Origin of the sequence: Acidiphilium cryptum JF-5 (assembly GCF_000016725.1) — a bacterium.
GTDB classification, from domain to species: Bacteria; Pseudomonadota; Alphaproteobacteria; order Acetobacterales; family Acetobacteraceae; genus Acidiphilium; species Acidiphilium multivorum.
The window spans coordinates 1,727,690-1,749,314 of record NC_009484.1 but is presented as its reverse complement, the minus strand read 5'-3'; the positions used below and the strand labels follow the sequence as shown (position 1 = coordinate 1,749,314).

Genomic DNA, 21,625 nt, shown 5'->3' with positions numbered 1-21,625 from the left:
CCTCAGGCGTTTTCCGGCGCGATCGGCACCGGGCGATGGCTCGGCGAGCCGAACAGGCTGGGTTTCGCGGCGCCGCCGGAGCAGCCGTTGCCGAAGCTGAAGCCGCAGCCGCCGCGCAGGTCGAACGCGTTCTCGCCGGCTTCGCGATGCGTCGAGGGGATGACGAAGCGGTCTTCGTAGTTCGCGATCGCCATCAGCTGGTACATCGCCTCGATCTCGGCGGCGGTGAGGCCGACGCGGGCGGCGATGCTTTCGTCGATCACGCCGTCGACCGTCTTCGCGCGCATGTAGGCGCGCATGGCGAGCATGCGCTCCAGCGCCTGGGCGACCGGCGCCTCGTCGCCGGCGGTCAGCAGATTGGCAAGGTAGCGCAGCGGAATTCGCAGGCTGCGGATGTCGGGCATGCCGTCGCGCTCGGCGATCGCGCCGGCATTCGCCGCGGCGGTGATGGGCGAGAGCGGCGGGACGTACCAGACCATCGGCAGGGTGCGGTATTCGGGATGCAGGGGGAAGGCGATCTTCCATTCCATCGCCAGTTTCCACACCGGCGAGCGGCGGGCGGCGACGAGCCAGTTTTCCGGCACGCCGTCGGCGCGGGCCTGGCGGATCACCTCCGGGTCGTTCGGGTCGAGGAAGATCGAGAGCTGGCTTTCATAAAGGTCCTTCTCGTCGGGCGCGCTGGCGGCGGCCTCGATCCGGTCGGCGTCGTAGAGCACGACGCCGAGATTGCGGATGCGGCCGACGCAGGTTTCCGAGCAGACCGTGGGCTCGCCGGCCTCGATGCGCGGGTAGCAGAAGATGCACTTCTCGGATTTGCCGGACTTCCAGTTGTAGTAGATTTTCTTGTAGGGGCAGCCGGAGACGCACATGCGCCAGCCGCGGCACTTGTCCTGGTCGATCAGCACGATGCCGTCCTCGTCGCGCTTGTAGATCGCCCCCGAGGGACAGGCGGCGACGCAGGCCGGATTGAGGCAGTGCTCGCACAGGCGCGGCAGGTACATCATGAAGGTGTTCTCGAACTTGCCGTAGATTTCCTTCTGGATGCCTTCGAAGTTGTAGTCGGCGCTGCGCTTCTCGAACTCGCCGCCGAGGATCTCCTCCCAGTTCGGGCCGCGCACGATCTTCTCGATCGGCGCGCCGCTGATCAGCGAGCGGGGCTTCGCCGTGGGCGTCGCCTCCATTTCGGGGGCGGAATAGAGATGCTCGTAATCGAAGGTGAAGGGCTCGTAGTAGTCGTCGATCTCGGGCAGGTCGGGGTTGGCGAAGATGTTGGCCAGCACGCGCCATTTCGCGCCGATGCGCGGCTGGATCGTGCCGTCCGCCAGGCGGCGCCAGCCGCCGTTCCAGCGTTTCTGGTTTTCCCATTCGCGCGGGAAGCCGACGCCGGGCTTGGTTTCGACATTGTTGAACCAGGCGTATTCGACGCCCTCGCGCGAGGTCCAGACATTCTTGCAGGTGACGGAGCAGGTGTGGCAGCCGATGCACTTGTCGAGGTTGAGCACCATCGCCACCTGGGCGCGGATCTTCATTACACGGTCTCCTTCGCGGCGGCATCGAGCGGGCGGTCGAGCCAGTCGACATGGTCGAGGCGGCGGACGATGACGAACTCGTCGCGGTTGGAGCCGACGGTGCCGTAATAGTTGAACCCGTAGGCGAGCTGGCCGTAGCCGCCGATCATGTGCGTCGGCTTCGGCACCGTGCGGGTGACGGAATTGTGGATGCCGCCGCGCTGGCCGGTGAGCGGCGAGCCGGGGGTGTTCACCGTCTTGTCCTGCGCGTGGTACATCAGCGTCATGCCCTGCGGCACGCGCTGGGAGACCACGGCGCGGGCGACGAGCGCGCCGTTCGCGTTATAGGCCTCGATCCAGTCGTTGTCGGCGATGCCTGCGGCTTTCGCGTCGACCTCGCTGATCCAGACCACCGGGCCGCCGCGGTTGAGCGTCAGCATCAGCAGGTTGTCGGTATAGGTGCTGTGGATGCCCCATTTCTGGTGCGGGGTGATGAAGTTCAGCACGAGATCCTTGCCGTCGGCCGCGCGGGCCTTGATCATCGGCGCGATGCTGCGGGTGTCGATCGGCGGGCGCCAGACGCAGAGCGCCTCGCCGAAGGCGCGCATCCAGAGATGGTCCTGGTAGAGTTGCTGACGTCCCGTCAGGGTGCGCCAGGGGATCAGCTCGTGGACGTTGGTATAGCCGGCGTTGTAGCTGACGTGCTCGCTTTCGAGGCCGGACCAGATCGGCGAGGAGATGATCTTGCGCGGCTGGGCCTGGATGTCGCGGTAGCGGATCTTTTCGTCCTCGCGGGCGATGGCGAGATGGGCGTGTTCGCGCCCGGTGGTCGCGGCCAGCGCGTCCCACGCCTTGACGGCGACGGCGCCGTTGGTTTCCGGGGCGAGGGCCATGATGGTTTCGGCGGCGTCGATATCGGTTTCGATGCGCGGGCGGCCGGCGGCGGGGCCGTGCGCGACGGTGCCGTTCAGCTTGCCGAGGAATTCGATTTCCTCCTGCGTGTTCCAGCCGATTCCCTTGCCGCCGTTGCCGAGCCGGTCGAGCAGCGGGCCGAGCGCGCTGAAGGCGGCGCTGACATTCGGGTAGTCGCGCTCGACGACGCTGACCTGCGGGAGGTTGACGCCGGGGACCGGCTTCGTTCCCTCCTGCGTCCAGTCATCGACGCCGAGGGGCTGGGCGAGCTCGCCGGGCGAGTCGTGCATCAGCGGGGTCAGCACGACGTCGCGCTCGCGGCCGAGCACCTCGGGGGCGATGCGCGAGAAGGTCTCGGCGATGCCCTTGTAGATGTCCCAGTCGCTGCGGGCTTCCCAGGCCGGCTCGACCGCCGCGGAGAGCGGGTGGATGAAGGGGTGCATGTCCGAGGTGTTGAGGTCGTTCTTCTCGTACCAGGTGGCGGTGGGCAGCACGATGTCGGAATGCAGCGCGGTGGTGGACATGCGGAAATCCAGCGTCACCAGCAGGTCGAGTTTGCCCTCCGGCGCTTCGTCGTGCCAGGCGACGTCGCGCGGTTTCGCCCCGCCGCGGGCGCCGAGATCGGCGCCCTGCACGCCGTGCGACGTGCCGAGCAGGTGCCTGAGGAAATATTCGTGCCCCTTGCCCGAGGCGCCGAGCAGGTTGGAGCGCCAGACGAAGAGGTTGCGCGGCCAGTTGTCCGGATGGTCGGGGTCCTCGGCGGCGAAGTGCAGCTCGCCCTTCGCCAGACGGTCGGCGACATAGTCGGCGGGCGCGAGCCCGGCCTCGTCGGCGGCGGCGGCGAGGCGGAGCGGATTGGCCGAGAGCTGCGGCGCGCTGGGCAGCCAGCCGAGGCGTTCGGCGCGGAGATTGTAGTCGATCAGCGCGCCGGACCAGTCGCCCTTCGGCGCGGTGGGCGAGAGCAGGTCGGCGATGTCGAGCGTTTCGTAGCGCCACTGGTCGGTATGGGCGTAGAAGAACGAGGTGCCGTTCATCTGCCGCGGCGGGCGCGACCAGTCGAGCGCGAAGGCGAGCGGCAGCCAGCCGGTCTGCGGGCGGAGCTTTTCCTGGCCGACATAATGCGACCAGCCGCCGCCGGACTGGCCGATGCAGCCGCAGAGCACCAGGAGATTGATGATCGCCCGGTAGCTCATGTCCATGTGGTACCAGTGGTTCAGCCCGGCGCCGAGAATGACCATCGACTTGCCGTGGGTCTTCGCGGCGTTCTGCGCGAAGCCGCGCGCGACCTCGATGACATGGCCGCGCGGCACGCCGGTGATGCGCTCCTGCCAGGCGGGGGTGAAGGGGACGTCGTCGTCATAGCCGGCGGCGACGTTGGCGCCGCCGAAGCCGCGGTCGATGCCGTAATTGGCGGCGAGCAGGTCGAAGACGGTGGCGACGAGGATTTCGCCCTCCGCCCCCTCGATCCGGCGGACGGGCAGGCGGCGGAGCAGGATGTCGGGGTGGTCGGTGCCGGCGACATGGGCGTGGCCCTTGCCGCCGAAATAGGGGAAGGCGACATCCTCGAACCCGTCGGCGGCGGCGGCGACGGACAAGGCGAGGCGGACCTCGCTGCCGTCGGCGGCCTTTTCCTCGAGATTCCAGCGCCCCTGCTCGCCCCAGCGGAAGCCGAGCGAGCCGTGCGGGGCGACGAGGCGGCCGGTGGTCTCGTCGAAGGCCAGCGTCTTCCATTCGGGGTTGTTCGATTCGCCCAGCGCGCCGGCGAGATCGGAGGCGCGGAGCAGGCGCTCGGGGACCAGCGCGCCATCCTGCCGGACGAGGCGGACGAGGAAGGGCATGTCGGAATAGCGGCGGCAGTAGTCGGTGAAATAGGGGTCGGGATCGTCGATGTGGAATTCGCGCAGCACGACATGGCCGAGGGCGAGGCCGAGGGCGGCGTCGGTGCCCTGCTTGGGATGCAGCCAGAGATCGGCGAATTTCGAGGCCTCGCTGTAGTCGGGCGAGACGACGACGCTCTTGGTGCCGCGATAGCGGGACTCGGTGTAGAAATGCGCGTCCGGCGTGCGGGTCTGCGGCACGTTGGAGCCCCAGAGGATCAGGTAGCCGGCGTTGAACCAGTCCGCACTCTCCGGCACGTCGGTCTGCTCGCCCCAGGTCTGCGGCGAGGCGGGCGGCAGATCGCAATACCAGTCGTAGAAGCTGAGATTGACGCCGCCGATCAGCGAGAGATAGCGCGAGCCTGCGGCGTAGGAGACCATCGACATCGCCGGGATCGGCGAGAAGCCGAAGATGCGGTCCGGCCCGTGGCGGCGGATGGTGTAGGCGTTGGCGGCGGCGATGATCTCGTTCGCCTCGTCCCAGGGGACGCGGACGAAGCCGCCCTTGCCGCGCACCTTCTGGATGGCGCGCCGCTTTTCGGGGTCGTTCATGATCGCGGCCCAGGCGGCGACGGGCGTCATCATCCGCCGTGCGGCGCGCCAGTAGCGGATGAGGCGGCCGCGCACCATCGGGTGCTTCAGCCGGTTGCCGCTGTAGAGATACCACGAATAGCTGGCGCCGCGCTGGCAGCCGCGCGGCTCGTGGTTCGGCATGTCCGGCCGGGTGCGGGGATAGTCGGTCTGCTGGGTTTCCCAGGTGACGATGCCGCCCTTGACGTAGATTTTCCAGGAGCACGAGCCGGTGCAGTTCACGCCATGGGTGGAGCGGACGATGCGGTCGTGCTGCCAGCGGCCGCGATACGCCTCTTCCCAGCTCCGGTCTTCCCGCGTGGTGATGCCGTGACCGCCGGCGAAGGGCTCGGGCTTGCGGCGGAAGAAGGTCAGCCGGTCGAGGAAATGACTCATGTGCGGGATCCGTCCGTGATGCGATCTGACGGAAACGTTACCCGAAAGGGTCAATGGCGGATTTGATTTCGATCAAATAGATTGTTGATGGCATCCGAAACTCGGCGTAATCCGGCGAAACGATCTACCGGAGGTTGCCTGAAGATGTCCGCCACCATGCACATGACCGATGACGCGGGCACGCCGGAGCTCGTGGCGCTGCTGCGCGATTCGCGGCTGTTCCCGGGCCTCGACGAGGCGGCTTGCCGGCGACTCGCGGCCCCGGCGATGACGATGCTGGTCGCGCGGCGGACGCGGATTTTCGAGCAGGGCGAGATGCCGGGGGCGCAGGTGATCGTGAGCGGGGGCCGCGTGCACCTGACCGCCTCGGCCGGCGGGCGGGCGGAGATGCTGGTGGAGACGGTGCGGGCGCCGGACCTGCTGCTGCCGGCGGCGGTGCTGGAGGATTCGCCCTATCTGCTGCGCGCGGTGGCGGCGACGGAGTGCCGGCTGGTGCTGGTGCCGGCGGTGACGTTCCGCGCCGTGGCGGCGGCGGAGCCGGCGGTGGCGCAGGCGGTGATCGCCTGCCTCGCGCGGCAGTTCCGGCGGATGACGCGGCAGGTGAAGATGCTCAAGCTGCGGACGACGACGCAGCGACTCGCCGCCTGGCTGCTGGCGCTGCGGCCGGCGGACGGGGGCGGGACGATCGAGCTGCCCTACGACAAGGGGATGATCGCCGCCGAACTCGGGATGACGCGGGAGAGCCTGTCGCGGGCCTTCGCGGCGCTGAGCGGCGAGGTGTTGACGGTGGAGGGCGCGCGGGTGCGGGTGCGCGACTGGGCGGGGCTGGAGGCGGTCTGCCCGCGCGATCCGCTGATCGACGATTGAACGCGGCGCGGCGCCGAACGGGATAGGGGGATGGTGCCGCTCTCTCACGGCAGTCACCGAGTTGCCGACGACATTTTTCGGCGGCGGGCGCGGTCCCCGTGCATTTTGCACGGCCTGTAGCGTGCTGGTTACCAGCCAGCAGATGCACGCATCTAGGCGTTTTGATGCATAAGTGGAACATATCGGGCAAAAGTTAAGAAACCCTTTCCATTTTCCGTCTGGACCGAAATAATTCCCGAATCGCATCAATCCGGCGCCGGGCGGCGGCGGGACGGGCGCTCGACGCGGCGGCGCGGGGTTGATAAGCCCCGGGGCGCGAAGGAGGCGGCGAGTCGGACATGACGGTGGCGATCGAGATGGGGATGACGGCCGGCCAGGCGCCGGCGATGCTCGACCTTGAGGAACTTCTGGCGACGCGGCTGCTGGTCCAGGGCAATTCCGGGTCGGGCAAGTCCCATCTGCTGCGCCGGCTGCTGGAGCAGAGCGCCGCCTGGGTGCAGCAGACGATCATCGATCCGGAGGGGGATTTCGTCACCCTCGCGGAGCGGTTCGGGCATCTCGTGATCGATGCCGAGGCGCATGCCGAGGCGGCGCTGCAACTGGCCGGCGAGCGGGCGCGGGTGCATCGCGTCTCCACCGTGCTGAACCTCGAGGGACTCGACGCCGAGAACCAGATGCGCCGCGCCGCCGCCTTTCTCGGCGGGCTGTTCGAGGTGCCGCGCGACCACTGGTATCCGATGCTGGTGGTGGTGGACGAGGCGCAGCTTTTCGCCCCCGCCGTCGCCGGCGAGGTGTCGGACGAGGCGCGCAAGCTCTCGCTGGGGGCGATGACCAACCTGATGTGCCGCGGCCGCAAGCGCGGGCTCGCCGGCATCATCGCCACCCAGCGCCTGGCCAAGCTCGCCAAGAACGTCGCCGCCGAGGCCTCGAACTTCCTGATGGGGCGCACCTTCCTCGATATCGACATGGCGCGCGCCGCCGACCTGCTCGGCATGGAGCGGCGGCAGGCGGAGGCGTTCCGCGACCTGGAGCGGGGGCATTTCATCGCGCTCGGCCCGGCGCTGTCGCGCCGGCCGCTCTCCCTCCGGATCGGCCCGACCGAGACCGAGGCGCGGCACGTGACGCCGCGGCTGACGCCGTTGCCGGAGGCGGCGATCGCCGATGCGCAGACCGTGATCCTCGCCCCGCCGCCGCCCGAGGCATCGCGCCCGCCGCGCCGCGCCCCGGCGCCGCCGCCGCCCGACCTGCTGAGCCAGCTGATGGCGGCGCGGCCGGCGGTGGAGGACAGCCGGGCCGAGGTGCCGCCGCCGCAGAGCCCGGAGGAACAGGCGGCGCGGCAGGCGCGGCTGGAGCGCATCCTCGCCGAGATCCTCGCCGACCCGGAGGCGGGGTTCCGGCCGGTGGGCGTGCTGTATCAGGATTTCCTGGTGCGCTGCCGGATCGAGGCGCTCGGCGCGGCCGCACCCGACCTTGCCGCCTTCCGGCGGATGCTGACCCGGGCGCGGGCCGGGATTAGTGCGGCGATGGCCGAGGATGCGGCGTGGCAGGACGTGCTGGGCCGCGCCGCGATCCTGCCCGAGGACATGCAGGGGATTTTCCTGATGATCGCCCGCGCCGCGCGGGACGGGCTGCCCTGCCCGGGCGACCCGGCGATCGCGCGGGCCTACGGCACGCGCTCGCTCGGCCGGGCGCGGCGGCTGCTCGCCTATATGGAGGAGCAGGGGCTGATCGTCTGCCAGCTCGACGGGGCGGGGCGGCGCATCGTCACGCTTGTGGAACTCGCCTGGGCGACGGCGCCGGGGCTGACCGACGCCGAGGACAGGCTGCCCGTCTGATTTCGACCCGTCTGAGTCCGTCGCGTCCGATGCCGGGCCGGATTACGAGAAGCCGACCACCGCGTGCGGCACGTAGGGGGCTTCGAGCCGGGCGATCTCCTCGGCGCCGAGGGTGACGCCGATCGCCTCGATCGCGTCCTCCAGATGGGCGAGCTTGGTGGCGCCGACGATGGGCGCGGTGACGCCGGGGCGCGAGAGCACCCAGGCGAGGGCGACCTGGGCGCGCTTGAGGCCGCGTTCGGCGGCGATCGCGGCGACGGCCTCGACCACCTTGCGGTCGGCCGCCTCGGTGGCGGCGTAGAGGGTCTTGCCGAATTCGTCGGTCTCGGCGCGGGCGGTGGCGTCGTCCCAGTCGCGGGTGAGGCGGCCGCGGGCGAGCGGGCTCCACGGGATCACGCCGACGCCGGCGGCGCGGCAGAGCGGCAGCATCTCGCGCTCCTCCTCGCGATAGAGCAGGTTGAGGTAGTTCTGCATCGAGACGAAGCGCGTCCAGCCGTGGCGCTCGGCGGTGGCCAGCGCGGTGGCGAACTGCCAGGCGAACATCGAGGAGGCGCCGATATAGCGGGCCTTGCCCGCCTTCACCACGTCGTGCAGCGCCTCCAGCGTTTCCCCGATCGGCGTCGAATAGTCCCAGCGGTGGATCTGGTAGAGATCGACATGGTCGGTGCCGAGGCGGCGGAGGCTGTTGTCGATCTCGGTCATGATCGCCCGGCGGGACAGGCCGGCGCCGTTCGGGCCGGGGCGCATGCGGCCGTTGACCTTGGTCGCGATCACCACCTCGTCGCGCCGCGCGTAGTCGCGCAGGGCGCGGCCGACGATTTCCTCGCTGGTGCCGTCGGAATAGACGTTGGCGGTGTCGAAGAAGTTGATGCCGGCTTCGAGCGCGCGGCGGATGATCGGGCGGCTGCTCGCCTCGTCGAGCGTCCAGGCGTGGTTGCCGCGATCGGGCACGCCGAAGCTCATGCAGCCGAGGCAGATGCGCGAGACCTCGAGGCCGGTGGCGCCGAGTTTCGTGTATTCCATCAGGGACCTCCGAACGGTTCAGCCCGTGGCGGGCGAGGCGCGGAGGTTAGCCGGGGCGCGCGGCCCCGGCCAGAGCGGGGGCGATCACGCGAGGGCGAGCATCGAGAGCCATTGCGCGATCAGGGCCGGTTTCGGCTGGTCCTCGATCTCCACCGTCACGTCATGCGTCAGCAGGAGGCGCCGCTCGCCCTTCTCGGCGAGACCGGCGAGGGCGAAACGGCCGCGGATGCGCGACCCGGCGCGGACCGGGGCGAGGAAACGCAGGCTGTTCATCCCGTAATTCACCGACATCGCCACCCCCGCGAGGCGCGGCAGCGTGTCGTACGCCATGCGGCTGAGCAGCGAGAGGGTGAGGAAGCCGTGCGCGATGGTCCCGCCGAACGGGGTTTCGCGGGCGCGTTCGGGATCGACATGGATGAACTGGTCATCGTCCGTCACCTCGGCGAAGGCGTCGATCCGCGCCTGGCCGACCTCGATCCAGTCCGAACAGCCGACCTCGGTGCCGACCAGGGCGCGATAGTCGGCGAGGGTGAGCGGCGGGGCGCTCACAGAACCTCGAACAGGCCGGCAGCGCCCATGCCGCCGCCGACGCACATCGTCACCACCACATGGCGCGCGCCGCGGCGCTTGCCCTCGATCAGCGCGTGGCCGACCATGCGGGCGCCGGACATGCCATAGGGATGGCCGATCGAGATCGAGCCGCCATCGACGTTGAGCAGTTCGTCCGGCAGGCCGAGACGGTCGCGGCAATAGAGCACCTGCACGGCGAAGGCCTCGTTCAGCTCCCACAGGCCGATATCGCCGACGCCGAGGCCGAAGCGCGAGAGCAGCTTGGGCACCGCGAAGACCGGGCCGATGCCCATCTCGTCCGGCTCGGTGCCGGCGACGGCCATGCCGACATAGCGGCCGAGCGGCTGCAGGCCGCGCTTCTCGGCGAGCTTCGCCTCCATCACCACGCAGGCCGAGGCGCCGTCCGAGAGCTGGCTGGCATTGCCCGCGGTGATGCAGCCGCCCTCGCGCACCGGCTTGAGCCCGGCGAGGCCCTCGGCAGTGGTGTCGGGCCGGTTGCCCTCGTCGGCGGCGAGGGTGACGGTCTGCTGGCTGGTGGCGCCGGTGGCGCGGTCCGTCACCGTCTTGGTCGCGGTGACGGGGATGATCTCGGCATCGAACCGGCCGGCCTGCTGGGCGCTGGCGGTGCGAAGCTGCGATTGCAGGGCGTAGGCGTCCTGCGCCTCGCGCGAGACGTTGTAGCGCTTCGCCACCACCTCGGCGGTGTCGATCATCGGCATGTAGGTGTCGGCGTGCAGGGCGAGGAGTTCGGGATCGCGATCGACCCGCATCGCCTCGGTCTGCACCGTCGAGATCGATTCGACGCCGCCGGCCAGCACCACGTCCATCCGGTCGACGATGACCTGCTTCGCCGCGGTGGCGATGGTCATCAGCCCTGAGGAGCATTGCCGGTCCATCGTCATGCCCGGCACGGTGACGGGCAGGCCGGCGCGGAGGGCGGCGGTGCGGCCGATCGTGTGCTGCCCGCCCTGGGGCAGGGCGCTGCCGATCAGGCAGTCGTCGATCTCGGCGGGGTCGATCCCGGCGCGGCGCACCGCCTCGCGCAGCGCGTGGGCGGCGAGGGTGGGGGCCGGCGTGGCGTTGAAGGCGCCGCGATAGGCGCGGCCGATCGGGGTTCTGGCGGTCGAGACGATCACGGCGTCACGCATGTCTGTTCGCTCCTCTGGCGGAAAAAGGGATGGGGCGGCCTCAGGGTTCGGCCGTCTCCACCGGGTTGGCGGCGACGAGCCCGCCATCGACGGTGAGCACCTGGCCGACGACATAATCGCCGGCGCGGCTGGCAAGATAGATCGCGGCACCCGCCATGTCCTCGGCGCGGCCGATGCGGCGGGCGGGAATCGCGGCGGCGACCCTGTCGCCCCGGTCGCGGGCGGCGCGGTTCATCTCGGAGGGGAACGCGCCGGGGGCGATGGCGCTGGCGACGATGTTGTCGTGGATCAGCCGCGCCGCCATCCGCCGCATCAGGTGATGGATCGCCGCTTTCGAGGCCTGGTAGCTGTAGGTCTCCCAGGCGTTGACGCGCAGCCCGTCGATCGAGCCGACGCAGATCACCTTGGCCGGGCGGTCGGGCCGCGCCGCCGCCTTCAGCGCGCCGTGCAGCGCCTGGGTGAGGAAGAACGGCGCCTTCACGTTGACGTCGAACACCTTGTCCCAGCCATGTTCGGGGAAGCTGTCGAACGGCGCGCCCCAGGCGGCACCGGCGTTGTTCACCAGGATGTCGAGCGCCGGCTCGCGTTCGGCGATGGTCGCGGCCAGCGCGCGCGCGCCCTCGACGGTCGAGATATCGGCGGGCACGGCGATGCAGTCGGGGCCGAGTTCGGCGGCGGCCGCGTGGCACTGCTCCGCCTTGCGCGCCGAGATGTAGACCCGCGCGCCCTGGGCGAGGAAGCCCTCGGCGATCATCCGGCCGATGCCGCGCGAGCCGCCGGTGACGAGGGCGACGCGGCCCTGTAGCGAAAACAGCGATGCCGGATCGATCATGCCGGTCCTCCCTTATGGTTCCGGGCCGCGAAGCGGCGCTTCTCTCTGTTCAGCTAAGCCAGGCGGGCCCGGCTGGCAAGCCGGTTTTGGATGAGCGTACGGTTTTTCCGGGCGGATCGCCCCGGCGATCGCGGCGGCGAAATCCTCCCGCGCCAGCGCGAGCAGCGCCGTGTCCGCCCCGGTGGCGGCGGCGCGGATCAGCTTGCCGACGAAGACGGCCTGCACCGCGAGCGGGCCGGCGGGGTGCGGCGGTGCGGCGGCCATCGCCGCCAGCCGCCGGCGCCAGGCGCCGTGCTGGTCGCGCAGCGTGGCCGCGATGGCGGCGCGCAGCGCCACGCTCTCGCCGGGCGCCTGGGCGGCGCGGAGAAACACGGCGTAATGGCCGAGCGCCTCGCGCGCATGTTCCAGCACCTCGCGAAACCAGATCGCCGTGGTGAGATCGACGAGCCGCATCTCGTCGATCTCGGCGGGGTCGATCGCGCCGAAGCCCGCGCGGTAGCGCGCCTTCGCCCGGTCGAACAGCGCCACCTGCGCGGTGGCGAGCAGGGCGCCGATCGCCGGGAAGTAATAGGCCGGGCCGCTGCGGGCGAGGCCGGCGCGCTCGGCGATGGCGGCCCAGCTCACCGCCCCCGCGCCGGACTCGACGAGAATGTCGATCGTCGCCTGCACGATCCGCGCCCGGGTCTCGCGCTGGCGCGCAGTGGCGGGTCCGGCCGCGTCGTCCGGCGCGGGGGCGGGCGGGCCGAGTTGCGCGGGGTCGAGCCGGCCCTCGATAAGGTCGCGCGCCGCCTCCTGGTCGAGGCCGAGCGGGTGGAGCAGGAAGGTGAGGCCGATGGCGCGGTCGATCGTGGCGCGGGCGGCGCGGCGGTCGAGCCCGAAGCCGAGATTCTCGCCGATGGCGTGCCAGATGTCGTCGAGCCGGGCGTACCAGTCCTGCGCGAGGCGTCGCCCCTCGGCGCCGCGCCCGCCATGCAGGATGAGTTCGCACCAGGCGAGCGAGCGTGTCCGCTCGCGGCCGAGCGCGTTGAGCACGACGCGGGTGACGAGATCGTCGATCCGCGCAAGCCCGGTCGCCTCCCCGGCGCTGACACGGCGTTCGAGCCGGGCGAAGGCATCGAGATAGCCGCTCATCAGATGGCGGGAGGCGCTGGCGATGAGGTCGGTTTTGGAATCGAAATGATATGTCGTCGCCGCGAGACTCACGCCGGCCGCGGCGGCCACCGCCCGATGGGTCAGGCCGGCGACGCCACCTTCGGCAAGAACGCTGACGGCACCCTCGTGAATCCGGTGCCGCGTGCGCAGGCTGCGGTCCTGCACCATGCGCCGCCGCCGCGCGCGCTAGAGGGCGAACAGGGCGGCGGGGGCGTCGAGGCTGGTGGTCTCGAGCGTCGCGCACAGGGCGAGGCGGGCGATCCCAAGCGGCAGTTCATGCGCCATGAAATAACGGCATGTCAGTATCTTGCCCTCGTGAAAGAGCCTGTCCGGCGCTGGGGGATTGCCTTCCAGCGCGGTGGCCGCGACCAGCGCCTGCCACAGCCAGAGCCAGCCGATGACGACATGGCCGAACGCATCGAGAAACACCGTGGCATTGGCGAGGCGGCGCGGCAGGTCGGCGCAGGCGAGCAGGGCATCGGCGGTGACGCCGAGCTGGTCGAGTGCCGCCACGAGGCGGGCGGCCTCGTTCGCGAGGGCCGGCTGCCGGGCGGCGGTGGCGGCGGTCTCGCGCATCTGTGCGGCGAAGCGGCGCAGCGCATCGCCCTTGTCGCCGCCGAGCTTGCGGCCCACGAGGTCGATGCCCTGGATGCCGAACGTGCCTTCGTGAATGTGGTTCAGCCGGTTGTCGCGATAGAGCCGCTCCAGCGGATAGTCCCGCGTGTAGCCATAGCCGCCGAGAATCTGCATCGCCCATTTGTTGGCCTCGAGGCAATGCTCCGAGGGCCATGATTTCACCACCGGCGTGAGCAGCCCGAGCAGGGCGCCGAGCCAGGCTTTCTCATCCGCGTCCGTGGCGATTTCCTGGCGGTCGACGAGCTGCGCGGCATAGAGGCAGAGCGCCTGCGCGCCCTCCACCGCCGCCTTCTGGGCCAGCAGCATGCGGCGGATATCGGCGTGCTCGACGATCGGCACCGGCGGGGCGGACGGGTCCTTCTGCCCGGCCCTGCGGCCTTGCGTGCGGGTGCGGGCGTAGTCCGCCGAATGGCGATAGCCGGCGAGGGCGGACATGGTCGCGGCATGGCCGACGCCGATGCGCGCCTCGTTCATCATCTGGAACATGTATTCGAGGCCGCGATGCGGCGCGCCGATCAGATGGCCGATCGTCTCGCCGCTCTCGCCGAAATTGAGCAGGCAGTTGGTGGTGCCGCGCTGGCCCATCTTGTGGTTCAGCCCGGCGAGGGCGATGTTGTTGCTCTCGCCGACGGCGCCACTTTCATCGACGCGGCGCTTGGGCACGAGAAACAGCGAGATGCCGCGGGTGCCGGCCGGCGCGCCGGCGATGCGCGCCAGCACCATGTGGACGATGTTCTCCGATATTTCCTGATCCCCGCCCGAAATCCACATCTTGCTGCCGCGGAGCGAAAACGTGCCATCGGCGCGCGGGGTGGCGGTGGTGGTGATGTCGGCGAGGGACGATCCGGCCTGGGGTTCGGAAAGGCACATCGTGCCGAACCAGCGCCCCTCCAGCATCGGCGGCAGGAAGCGGCGGCGCAGCGGCTCGGCGCCGAAGGCGGCGAGCAGGTTGGCGGCGCCGACGGTGAGGAAGGCGTAATTGGCGACGGCGGTGTTCGCACAGGTGAAGATGCCGCTCGCCGCCGTGTGCAGCACCCGCGGCGCCTGCAGCCCGCCATGCTCCTGCGCGAAGGGCAGGGCGAAGAATCCCGCCTCGGCGCAGGCGCGCAGGGCGTGGCCGGTGCCTTCCGGCATCTCCACCCGTCCGCCGACGAAGCGCGGCTCGTTGGCGTCCACCTCGGCGGCGATGGGCAGGAAATGGTCCTCGGCGATCTGCTGCGCGGTGTCGAGCATCTGGGTGCAGGCGTCGCGGTCGAAGGCGGCGAAATGCGGATGGCGGAGCAGCTCCTCCATGCCGAGCAGGTCGAAGAGGATGAAGTCGAGGTCGCGGCGGTCGACGATCATGGACATGGCGGTGGCTCCCGGATGCGGGGCGCAGGATACCGGGGCGGGGCGGCGCTGTCGATCTGGAATTGAACGTTTGTACGGTTTTCGGACGGCGCGGCGGGGCGGCGGGCGGCGCTGTCTTGCCGCCGTCACAAATCATGGCGGGTTTGTCCTCCGATGCCCTTGCCGCGGGCGCGAACTCGGTCTAATAGGGCGCTCACGCACGGTGGGGCCATAGCTCAGTTGGGAGAGCGCCTGAATGGCATTCAGGAGGTCGTCGGTTCGATTCCGATTGGCTCCACCAGCGTTTTCCAGGACATGACCGACGTTTCGCGGATGCCGTGGCGGCATGGCCGGTCGCGCGGTTGCGTGCGGCCCTGATCGGCCGGCATCCGTGCAAGTCGCACCGGGGCCCCGGCTGACCCGATCGGGTCAGCTGCTCAATTCGCCTGGCACGGGAGCGAGGAAGGGCGGGCTGCGGCGGCTGAGGCGCACCGCCAGCCGGTCGACATGGCGCTCGAACAGGACCGCGACCGGCAGGGTGGCCGCGAGGCCGGCGATGAGCGCGGCCAGGCAGCCCGGCACGGCGCCGGACCGTGGCGCGATCAGGTTGAACACGCCGCACCCGATGGTCGCCATGACCGGGAAATGCACCAGGTAAAGGCTGAATGAGATGCGGCCGAGGAACTGCGGCAGGCGGCGTTCCAGCAGGTGCTGCGCGCGCGGCAGGTGCAGCACGCCGAGGAAGATCAGGATCGCGCCGACCTGGTTGGAGAAGTGAAACGGATCCGGCGGGTGCTGGTGGCGCAGCAGGCTGCGCAGCAGCAGGATCGGCGCCGGCGGGATCAGGCGGCAGAGCAGGATGCCGGCGGCCAAGGCGAGGATCGCGAGGCCCTGGCGCAGACGCCCGGGTGACGGCCGGCGCAGGCCGGCAAGCGCGTAGCCGAGGGCGAAGAGGAACCACTGGCTCGCCCCGAGCCAGAGGGCGAGGGCGGCGATGACGCAGGGCAGCAGCGCGCGCCGGCGCCGCTCGACATAGCTGAGGCCGAGGCAGAGCACCGATCCGGACAGTTCGACATTGAGTGTCCAGGTCGGCGGATCGAAGGCGTGCAGGAGATCCGGCATGGGGATGAGGTGGCGGAGGAACGGAAAGCCGTTCGCCCCGGCATAGCCGGTGAGGACGCTGTTCAGGATGGCGTCGCGAAGGACGGGACCGGGGGCGGGCGGGGTCGCGAGCAGGATGCCCAGCCAGTGCGTCGAGCCCGAGAGGGCGGCGGTATGGAGATGCGCCTGGTCGTCCAGCGACAGCAACGCGCCGGCGAACAGCACGGCCGCGGAAGCGGGCAGGCCGAGGCGCACAAGGCGGCGCCAGAGGCCGGAGGCGAAACCGTCGATCCGGGCGAAGGCCCGCCGCAGCACGTAACCGCTGAGCAGGAAGAAGATATACACGGCGCTGTAGCCGTTGATCAGGAACACGGCGGGAGAGCGGGCGATGGCGGCCTGCCAGCCATGGGAGGCCAGGAGGTCGGCGGGACCCAGGCCGGCCATCGCAAGGACCGGCAGAAACGCGCTCACGTAGTGCAGAAAGACGACCTGGAGGGCGGCAAGGCCGCGCAGACCGTCAAGGAAAGCCACCCGTTCGGATTTCAGTGTCCGCTCCATCGAATTTATCAATGAATCGGAGATTCCATTATTGAATTTTGTTGTCAATTTGAAAATAAATATATTAGAGAGAGTGCATAAATACTTCAAAACGTATTTATGACTTTAGAATAAAAGTATTTTTTTAAATTATTCTGTAATATTAGAATGGTGCATGGTTCGACCGCGTTGATGCCGGCAGGTTGCGGGAGTCGGATCTGCTCTGGATGTCCGATCCGGTGCGGCAGGATGGAGCGCGATCGCCGGCCGCCGGCATGATCCGTCCCGCACGGCATCCCGTCGCGGCATTGAAACGATAATCAAACGGCATTGGATTCATCGAGGCGCCGCCGGCATTTTTCAGGAGCCGCACGCGGCGCCACGGGTCGGCGGTTGCGGGAGACGGCGGGGACGATCCGCTTCGCGGATCCGACAAGGAGGACACCATGAAGACACTCATTCTGCTCGGCGCCCTTGCTCTGGCCGGGACGGGCACGGCATTCGCGCAACAGGGCAACGCGGGCACGCGCCTGACGCCGCAGCAGGCGACGACGATGAAGGCGGACCTGACCCAGGCGCAGGCGCTGGTCGCCAAGATCAACCGGAGTTACCACACCGACTTCGCCATCGCGCCGAAGATGGAGCACGAGGCGATGATGCACATGGCGCGCGCCGAGATGGAAATGGCGAAGGCGATCATGGACCTGCAGATCAACTTCAACCCGAGCCCGCTCGGCGGTTTTTCGGGCGGCAACTGACCGGCCGGCCCTGGCACAAGAAAGGCCGGAGCGCGATGCGCTCCGGCCGTGTTGCCGGCGTGAAGGGTCTTACTTCTTCGGCAGGGCGAAGATCGCCACCGCGTCGCCGTAGGGGTAGCTGAGCTGGAAGTTGCCGCCGGCGGCCACCGCGACGTATTCGCGGCCCTTGACCGAATAGGCGATCGGCGGCGCGTTCACGCCGGCGCCGAGGTTGAAGCGCCACAGGCGCTTGCCGGTCTTGGCGTCCATCGCGTCGAACCAGCCATTGCCCTCGCCGGTGAAGACTAGGTTGCCGGCCGTGGCCAGCACGCCGCCCATCATCGGCTGCGGCACCGTGTCGTTCCAGGCGATCTTGCCGGTATCGACGTCGATCGCGGTCAGCGTGCCGTCCTGGATGCCGTGATCGACATTCTTGAAGGTGCTGCCGAGGCGGATCTGGCCGGGGATGGCCGGGCTGCTCTTCTCGTTGGTGAAGGTCATGAGCTGGTTCATGCCCATCACGTAGACGTCGCGGGTGATCGGCGAGAAGGCCGGCGGCGACCAGTCATCGCCGCCATTCGCGCCCGGCAGCATCTGCACGCCCTTCGGCGTGGGCTGCGCGAACATGTTCTCCTGCTTGTCGAAGGGCTGCGACTTGCGGATCAGCTTGCCGGTCTCGCGGTTGACGATGTAGTACCAGGCGGTCTTGCCGGCCTCGCCGACGGCGGGGACCATCTTGCCGTGGTCCTTCACGTCGATCAGCATCGCGTTGCTGACGGCGTCGTAGTCCCACACGTCGTGCTTCACTTCCTGGTAGTACCAGACGAGCTTGCCGGTGTGGATGTTCAGCGCCACGATCGAGTCGGTGTAGCGGTTGTCGCCCTTGCGCGCCGCGCCGTTGAGGTCGGGGTTCGGGTTGCCGGTCGAGAAGATCACGAGGCCGCGCTTCGGATCGACGGTCGGCGTGGTCCAGACGGTGCCGCCGCCGGTCTTCCAGGAATCGCCTTCCCAGCCGGCCTTGCTGTCGGTGGTGTGGAAGCGCCAGATCTGCTTGCCGGTCTGCGCGTCATACGCGGCGATGAAGCCGCGGATCGGCCACTCGCCGCCGGCGCTGCCGATGATGACCATGTTCTTGTAGACGGTCGGCGCCATCGTCTCGGAATAGCCGTAGCGCGGATCGGCGACCTGGGTCATCCATTCCTGCTTGCCGGTCCTGGCGTTGACCGCGATCAGGTGGTCGTCCAGCGTCAGCATGTAGACCATGCCGTTCGACGCGGCGGCGCCGCGGTTCACCGGGCCGCAGCAGATCTGGATCTGGCCGTCGGTGTAGGTGTAGGTCCACAGCGTCTGGCCGGTGGTCGCGTTCATCGCGATCAGCGCCTGCTTGGAGTTCACCATCGGCGTGGTGAGATACATGATGCCGTTGACCACGATCGGCGTGGTCTCGAAGCTCGCGCTGTAGCCGGTCTGGGCGATGGCGACCGGGGCGAGGTCCTTCACGTTCGCGGCGTTGATCTGCTTGAGCGGCGAGAAGCGCGAGTTGTCGTAGTCACGGCCGGAGACCAGCCAGTTCGCGTCCGCCTTCGGCGCCGCTTCCAGCATCTTGGTGGTGACGCTGACATCGCCGGTGATGGTCTTGCCGACGACCGCGGTCTTGCCGCCGGTCTCCGAGCCTTCGGCCTGCACGGCGCCGGCCTGCGCCGTCTGCGCCAGCGCGAGGCCGAGCAGCGCCGCCGCCGGCAGGGCGGCGAGACGCAGTCGCCGCGCGAGGCGGGAATCGTCCGTTTTCGTTGTCATTCGTGAGTTTCCCCTGTGGTTTCAGCCAGATCCGGCCGCCCGGGGCGGCCGGCGGTTCCGCCCTGCTTCAGGACTTGCCGGGATAGGGCAGCATCTTGATGCAGGAGGCGGTTTCGGCGTCCAGCTTCGTGCTGCCGGACGGATAGCCGTTCTGCTGGAGGATGTGGGCGAAGATCGCGTCATACTCCGCGGATTTGAGGCTGCCGGGCGCCTGGTAGGGCATCTGCGACTTGATGAAGGCGAGCAGCTGCGCGCCCGTGATCTTGGTGAATTCGAGATAGGACTTGAACTTCGCGCCACCCAGCGCCGGGCCCGACCCGCCGGAGAGGTTGGTCATGTGGCAGGCGGCGCAGTTCGCGTCGTAGAGCGTCTGCCCGGTCGCCGCCTGGGCGGCGGTGAAGTCGCCGCTGGCGCAGCCCGCCTGGGCGAGGCCCGGCAGCGAGAGCATCGCCGCGGCGGCCGCGGCGAGCAGGGCCCTGTGTCCTTTGGTCATGAATGTTCCCCATGTTCGGTTCGCCCGCGACCGGGCGGTGTTCTCATATTCGTTACGCGGCAGGTATATGAACCCTTCCATCCTGTAAAGCTGCGGTAATCCCGGCGAGAGAGACTGTTCCGCTTCGCCACGCCCGCGCCCCGCGGCGTCTGGCCGTGCGGGCGGGAATCGTCGTAGCCTCGGCGCGAAACCGGGAATCGAGGAGAAGCGCCATGGCATCGGAACCGTCCTGTCTCATCATCGGCGCCTCGCGCGGGCTCGGTCTCGCCATGGCGGAGGAGTATCTCGGGCGCGGCTGGCGGGTGACGGCGACGGTGCGCGGCGCGGGGCCGACCGGCCTGCACGCGCTGGCGGCGCGGGCCGGCGGGCGGCTCGCGATCGAGCGCCTCGACATCAACGACGCGGACCAGCTCGCCGCCCTGCGGGCGCGGCTGGAGGGGCAGGTGTTCGACCAGCTGTTCGTGAACGCGGGAATCGCCAGCGATCCGGCGGCGCCGATCGGCGCGGTGAGCACCGAGACCTTCGTCGAGCTGATGGTGACCAACGCGCTCAGCCCGATGCGCGCGGTGGAGGCGCTGGGCGACCTGGTCGCGCCGGAGGGCGGGATCGGGCTGATGTCTTCCGGGCTCGGCAGCGTGGCCAACAACACGACCGGCATGTTCGAGGCCTACCGGGCGAGCAAGGCGGCGCTGAACACGCTGATGCGCAGCTATGCCGCGCGCCACAGGGACTCCGCGCGCAGCCTCGCCCTGGTGGCGCCCGGCTGGGTGCGGACCGACATGGGCGGGCCGCAGGCGACGCTGTCGATCGGCGAGAGCATTCCCCGCGTGGTCGACCAGCTGATCGCCCGGCGCGGCAGGCCGGGGCTGGCGTTCTTCGACTATACCGGCGCGGAGCTGCCGTGGTGAGGCGCTGAGGTGAGACGCTGACGCCGGTGTGGATACCTTTTCTCGGTATCTCGGCGTTCCGCAGACCGAACTATCTGCTGATGAAGCCCTTCAAGCGGCGTAGGGGTGCTGTCAGCCGCCACGACGTCGAGGCGTAGACCGATTCGAGTTCTTGTCGCACAGGATCCATGTTGAACAAAAACGATCTCAATGCGGAAATGTTATTGAGCCGCAGAACCACATCCTCGACGCATCCGTGCTTGACGAGATTGTCGTGCACAAAGACTTCAGATGACGGAAGAGGTGACCCCTGCGGGTCGGAAACCGAGAAAATGGACCATAATTGGGCCGCGAAGTTGAGAGGGTTGCAGCCCTGACACAGGAGCGTCCACGAATTGAACTCCATGAAGATGGGCGCCCGGCTCTGTTCAATGGTCCGCTTCGCTCCGAAAATGACCTGCGGCTCGTAACCTTCGACGTCCACCTTCAGCAGATCCACGGGGCGGCCTTGAGGGGTGGTCTGGAAGTAATCATCGAGCGTCACGAGTGGCACGGAAACGCTGCCGGCGCCGATCAGAGACCAGGGGCCATTGTCGCTGATCAGGACTTCACCAGTGCGGTCGCCGACCGCCGCGTTGACGAGCTTGCAATTCGTAAGGCCGTTGTCGGCGACATTGCGCACCAGAAGCTGAAAGTTCGACGGTACGGGCTCGAACGCGACGATGGTGATGTCGGGCCGCAGGAGAGCCGCCGCGACAACGGTGGCGCCGACATTCGCCCCAATATCCACATAGAGCGCATTCTCGGGAAGCGCCTTGATGAATCCCGACAGCGCATTCCCGGCCGTTTGCTGGCCGTCGAACGCGGACAGATATGCTGGATGAGCGCCCGACAGAGTGGCAGCCTTGTCGCCGACCAGAAAGCCAATCTGTTTGATGCTCATGGTTCATTCCTAAGACTTAATAATAAGAATGTGCCATACGTCTCTATTTTGTCCATACCGTCCAAAAGCAGGAGGATTCGTGCCGACCCCCCTCTTTGCGACGTCAATCGCGTTCATCTGGTGGGTTGCGGTGGAATGGGGCGGCTGGTCCTGCCGGGCCGGTCGTGGGGGGCGCGTCGCCCTCGGTTTTCAGGCATGATCCGGGCGGAAGGTGATGGGCGGCCTCATCGGCGCGGCATCCGGCATGCGTGCGGTGCCAGTGCGGCACGGTTGCGCCGGGGTGGCCCGCGATCAGTGCCGGAACCATGATGAGCCAGACGGTCAACCGCATTTCTCCGGCACGGACTCAAGGCTCGCGGCGGCATCGCGGAGGGATGCCGGCCGCCTGGGGGTGGGTGGTGTTCATCGTGGCTTCCTAACGGATTCGCGCGGCGGCGTGATGAAATTCCCGTGACCGATGGCCACGGTGCCGCGA

General features: G+C 68.9%; 16 protein-coding genes and 1 tRNA gene. 5 read left to right on the top strand and 12 right to left on the bottom strand.

The window, feature by feature from the left end:
• Positions 1 to 2: 2 nt before the first annotated feature.
• Positions 3 to 1,529 carry a nitrate reductase subunit beta gene (gene narH / locus ACRY_RS10340; RefSeq protein ID WP_011942348.1) on the bottom strand — a complete coding sequence of 509 codons (1,527 nt, stop codon included), beginning with the start codon at positions 1,527 to 1,529 and terminating at the stop codon, positions 3 to 5.
• Positions 1,529 to 5,263, bottom strand: a complete 3,735-nt coding sequence (locus ACRY_RS10335; protein WP_011942347.1) for a nitrate reductase subunit alpha — start codon at positions 5,261 to 5,263, stop codon at positions 1,529 to 1,531. The genes narH and ACRY_RS10335 overlap by 1 nt, the downstream gene beginning before the upstream one ends.
• A 144-nt stretch (positions 5,264 to 5,407) precedes the next feature.
• On the opposite strand from ACRY_RS10335, the gene ACRY_RS10330 reads away from it, so the two are divergent.
• Together ACRY_RS10330 and ACRY_RS10325 are read left to right on the top strand one after the other, a co-directional pair.
• On the top strand, positions 5,408 to 6,130 hold the full coding sequence (locus tag ACRY_RS10330) for a helix-turn-helix domain-containing protein (protein ID WP_007423946.1): 723 nt from the start codon (positions 5,408 to 5,410) through the stop codon (positions 6,128 to 6,130).
• Positions 6,131 to 6,468: 338 nt separating this feature from the next.
• Positions 6,469 to 7,965 (top strand): ATP-binding protein, encoded by a 1,497-nt coding sequence (locus ACRY_RS10325; RefSeq protein ID WP_011942346.1) that lies wholly within the window; start codon positions 6,469 to 6,471, stop codon positions 7,963 to 7,965.
• Positions 7,966 to 8,007: 42 nt separating this feature from the next.
• Here ACRY_RS10325 and ACRY_RS10320 read toward each other — a convergent pair whose 3' ends face one another.
• The 6 genes from ACRY_RS10320 to ACRY_RS10295 all read right to left on the bottom strand — a co-directional run bounded on the left by ACRY_RS10320 (position 8,008) and on the right by ACRY_RS10295 (position 14,676).
• Complete coding sequence (locus ACRY_RS10320; protein WP_007423903.1) at positions 8,008 to 8,988, bottom strand: aldo/keto reductase; 981 nt, start codon at positions 8,986 to 8,988, stop codon at positions 8,008 to 8,010.
• Between the two features lie 84 nt (positions 8,989 to 9,072).
• Positions 9,073 to 9,537, bottom strand: coding sequence for a MaoC family dehydratase (locus ACRY_RS10315; protein ID WP_011942345.1), 465 nt, complete (start codon positions 9,535 to 9,537; stop codon positions 9,073 to 9,075).
• Positions 9,534 to 10,706, bottom strand: coding sequence for an acetyl-CoA C-acyltransferase (locus ACRY_RS10310; RefSeq protein ID WP_007423901.1), 1,173 nt, complete (start codon positions 10,704 to 10,706; stop codon positions 9,534 to 9,536). The genes ACRY_RS10315 and ACRY_RS10310 overlap by 4 nt, the downstream gene beginning before the upstream one ends.
• Before the next feature lie 40 nt (positions 10,707 to 10,746).
• The gene (locus ACRY_RS10305) at positions 10,747 to 11,538 is read right to left on the bottom strand and encodes an SDR family oxidoreductase (protein WP_011942344.1); all 792 of its coding nucleotides are present in this window, start codon (positions 11,536 to 11,538) and stop codon (positions 10,747 to 10,749) included.
• A gap of 12 nt (positions 11,539 to 11,550) precedes the next feature.
• Positions 11,551 to 12,858, bottom strand: coding sequence for a TetR family transcriptional regulator (locus ACRY_RS10300; protein ID WP_011942343.1), 1,308 nt, complete (start codon positions 12,856 to 12,858; stop codon positions 11,551 to 11,553).
• Between the two features lie 18 nt (positions 12,859 to 12,876).
• Positions 12,877 to 14,676, bottom strand: a complete 1,800-nt coding sequence (locus tag ACRY_RS10295; protein WP_011942342.1) for an acyl-CoA dehydrogenase — start codon at positions 14,674 to 14,676, stop codon at positions 12,877 to 12,879.
• A gap of 204 nt (positions 14,677 to 14,880) precedes the next feature.
• On the opposite strand from ACRY_RS10295, the gene ACRY_RS10290 reads away from it, so the two are divergent.
• Positions 14,881 to 14,956, top strand: a tRNA-Ala gene (locus tag ACRY_RS10290).
• A 128-nt stretch (positions 14,957 to 15,084) separates the two neighbouring features.
• Here the strand turns inward: ACRY_RS10290 and ACRY_RS10285 are convergent.
• Positions 15,085 to 16,314, bottom strand: coding sequence for an acyltransferase family protein (locus tag ACRY_RS10285; RefSeq protein WP_011942341.1), 1,230 nt, complete (start codon positions 16,312 to 16,314; stop codon positions 15,085 to 15,087).
• Positions 16,315 to 16,739: 425 nt separating this feature from the next.
• Here ACRY_RS10285 and ACRY_RS10280 point away from each other — a divergent pair, with 425 nt between their 5' ends.
• A complete protein-coding gene (locus tag ACRY_RS10280; RefSeq protein ID WP_007422215.1) occupies positions 16,740 to 17,051 on the top strand; it encodes a hypothetical protein in 312 nt (103 codons plus the stop codon).
• A 69-nt stretch (positions 17,052 to 17,120) separates the two neighbouring features.
• Here ACRY_RS10280 and ACRY_RS10275 read toward each other — a convergent pair whose 3' ends face one another.
• On the bottom strand, positions 17,121 to 18,827 hold the full coding sequence (locus tag ACRY_RS10275; protein ID WP_007422214.1) for a pyrroloquinoline quinone-dependent dehydrogenase: 1,707 nt from the start codon (positions 18,825 to 18,827) through the stop codon (positions 17,121 to 17,123).
• Positions 18,828 to 18,894: 67 nt separating this feature from the next.
• Positions 18,895 to 19,320: a c-type cytochrome gene (locus ACRY_RS10270; RefSeq protein ID WP_007422213.1), complete on the bottom strand. Its 426-nt coding sequence runs from the start codon at positions 19,318 to 19,320 to the stop codon at positions 18,895 to 18,897.
• Positions 19,321 to 19,532: 212 nt separating this feature from the next.
• Between ACRY_RS10270 and ACRY_RS10265 the strand changes: the two genes are divergently transcribed.
• The gene (locus tag ACRY_RS10265; protein WP_011942340.1) at positions 19,533 to 20,228 is read left to right on the top strand and encodes an SDR family NAD(P)-dependent oxidoreductase; all 696 of its coding nucleotides are present in this window, start codon (positions 19,533 to 19,535) and stop codon (positions 20,226 to 20,228) included.
• Between the two features lie 70 nt (positions 20,229 to 20,298).
• Here the strand turns inward: ACRY_RS10265 and ACRY_RS10260 are convergent, their stop codons facing one another.
• Positions 20,299 to 21,150 (bottom strand): FkbM family methyltransferase, encoded by an 852-nt coding sequence (locus tag ACRY_RS10260; RefSeq protein WP_007423240.1) that lies wholly within the window; start codon positions 21,148 to 21,150, stop codon positions 20,299 to 20,301.
• Positions 21,151 to 21,625: the final 475 nt, after the last annotated feature.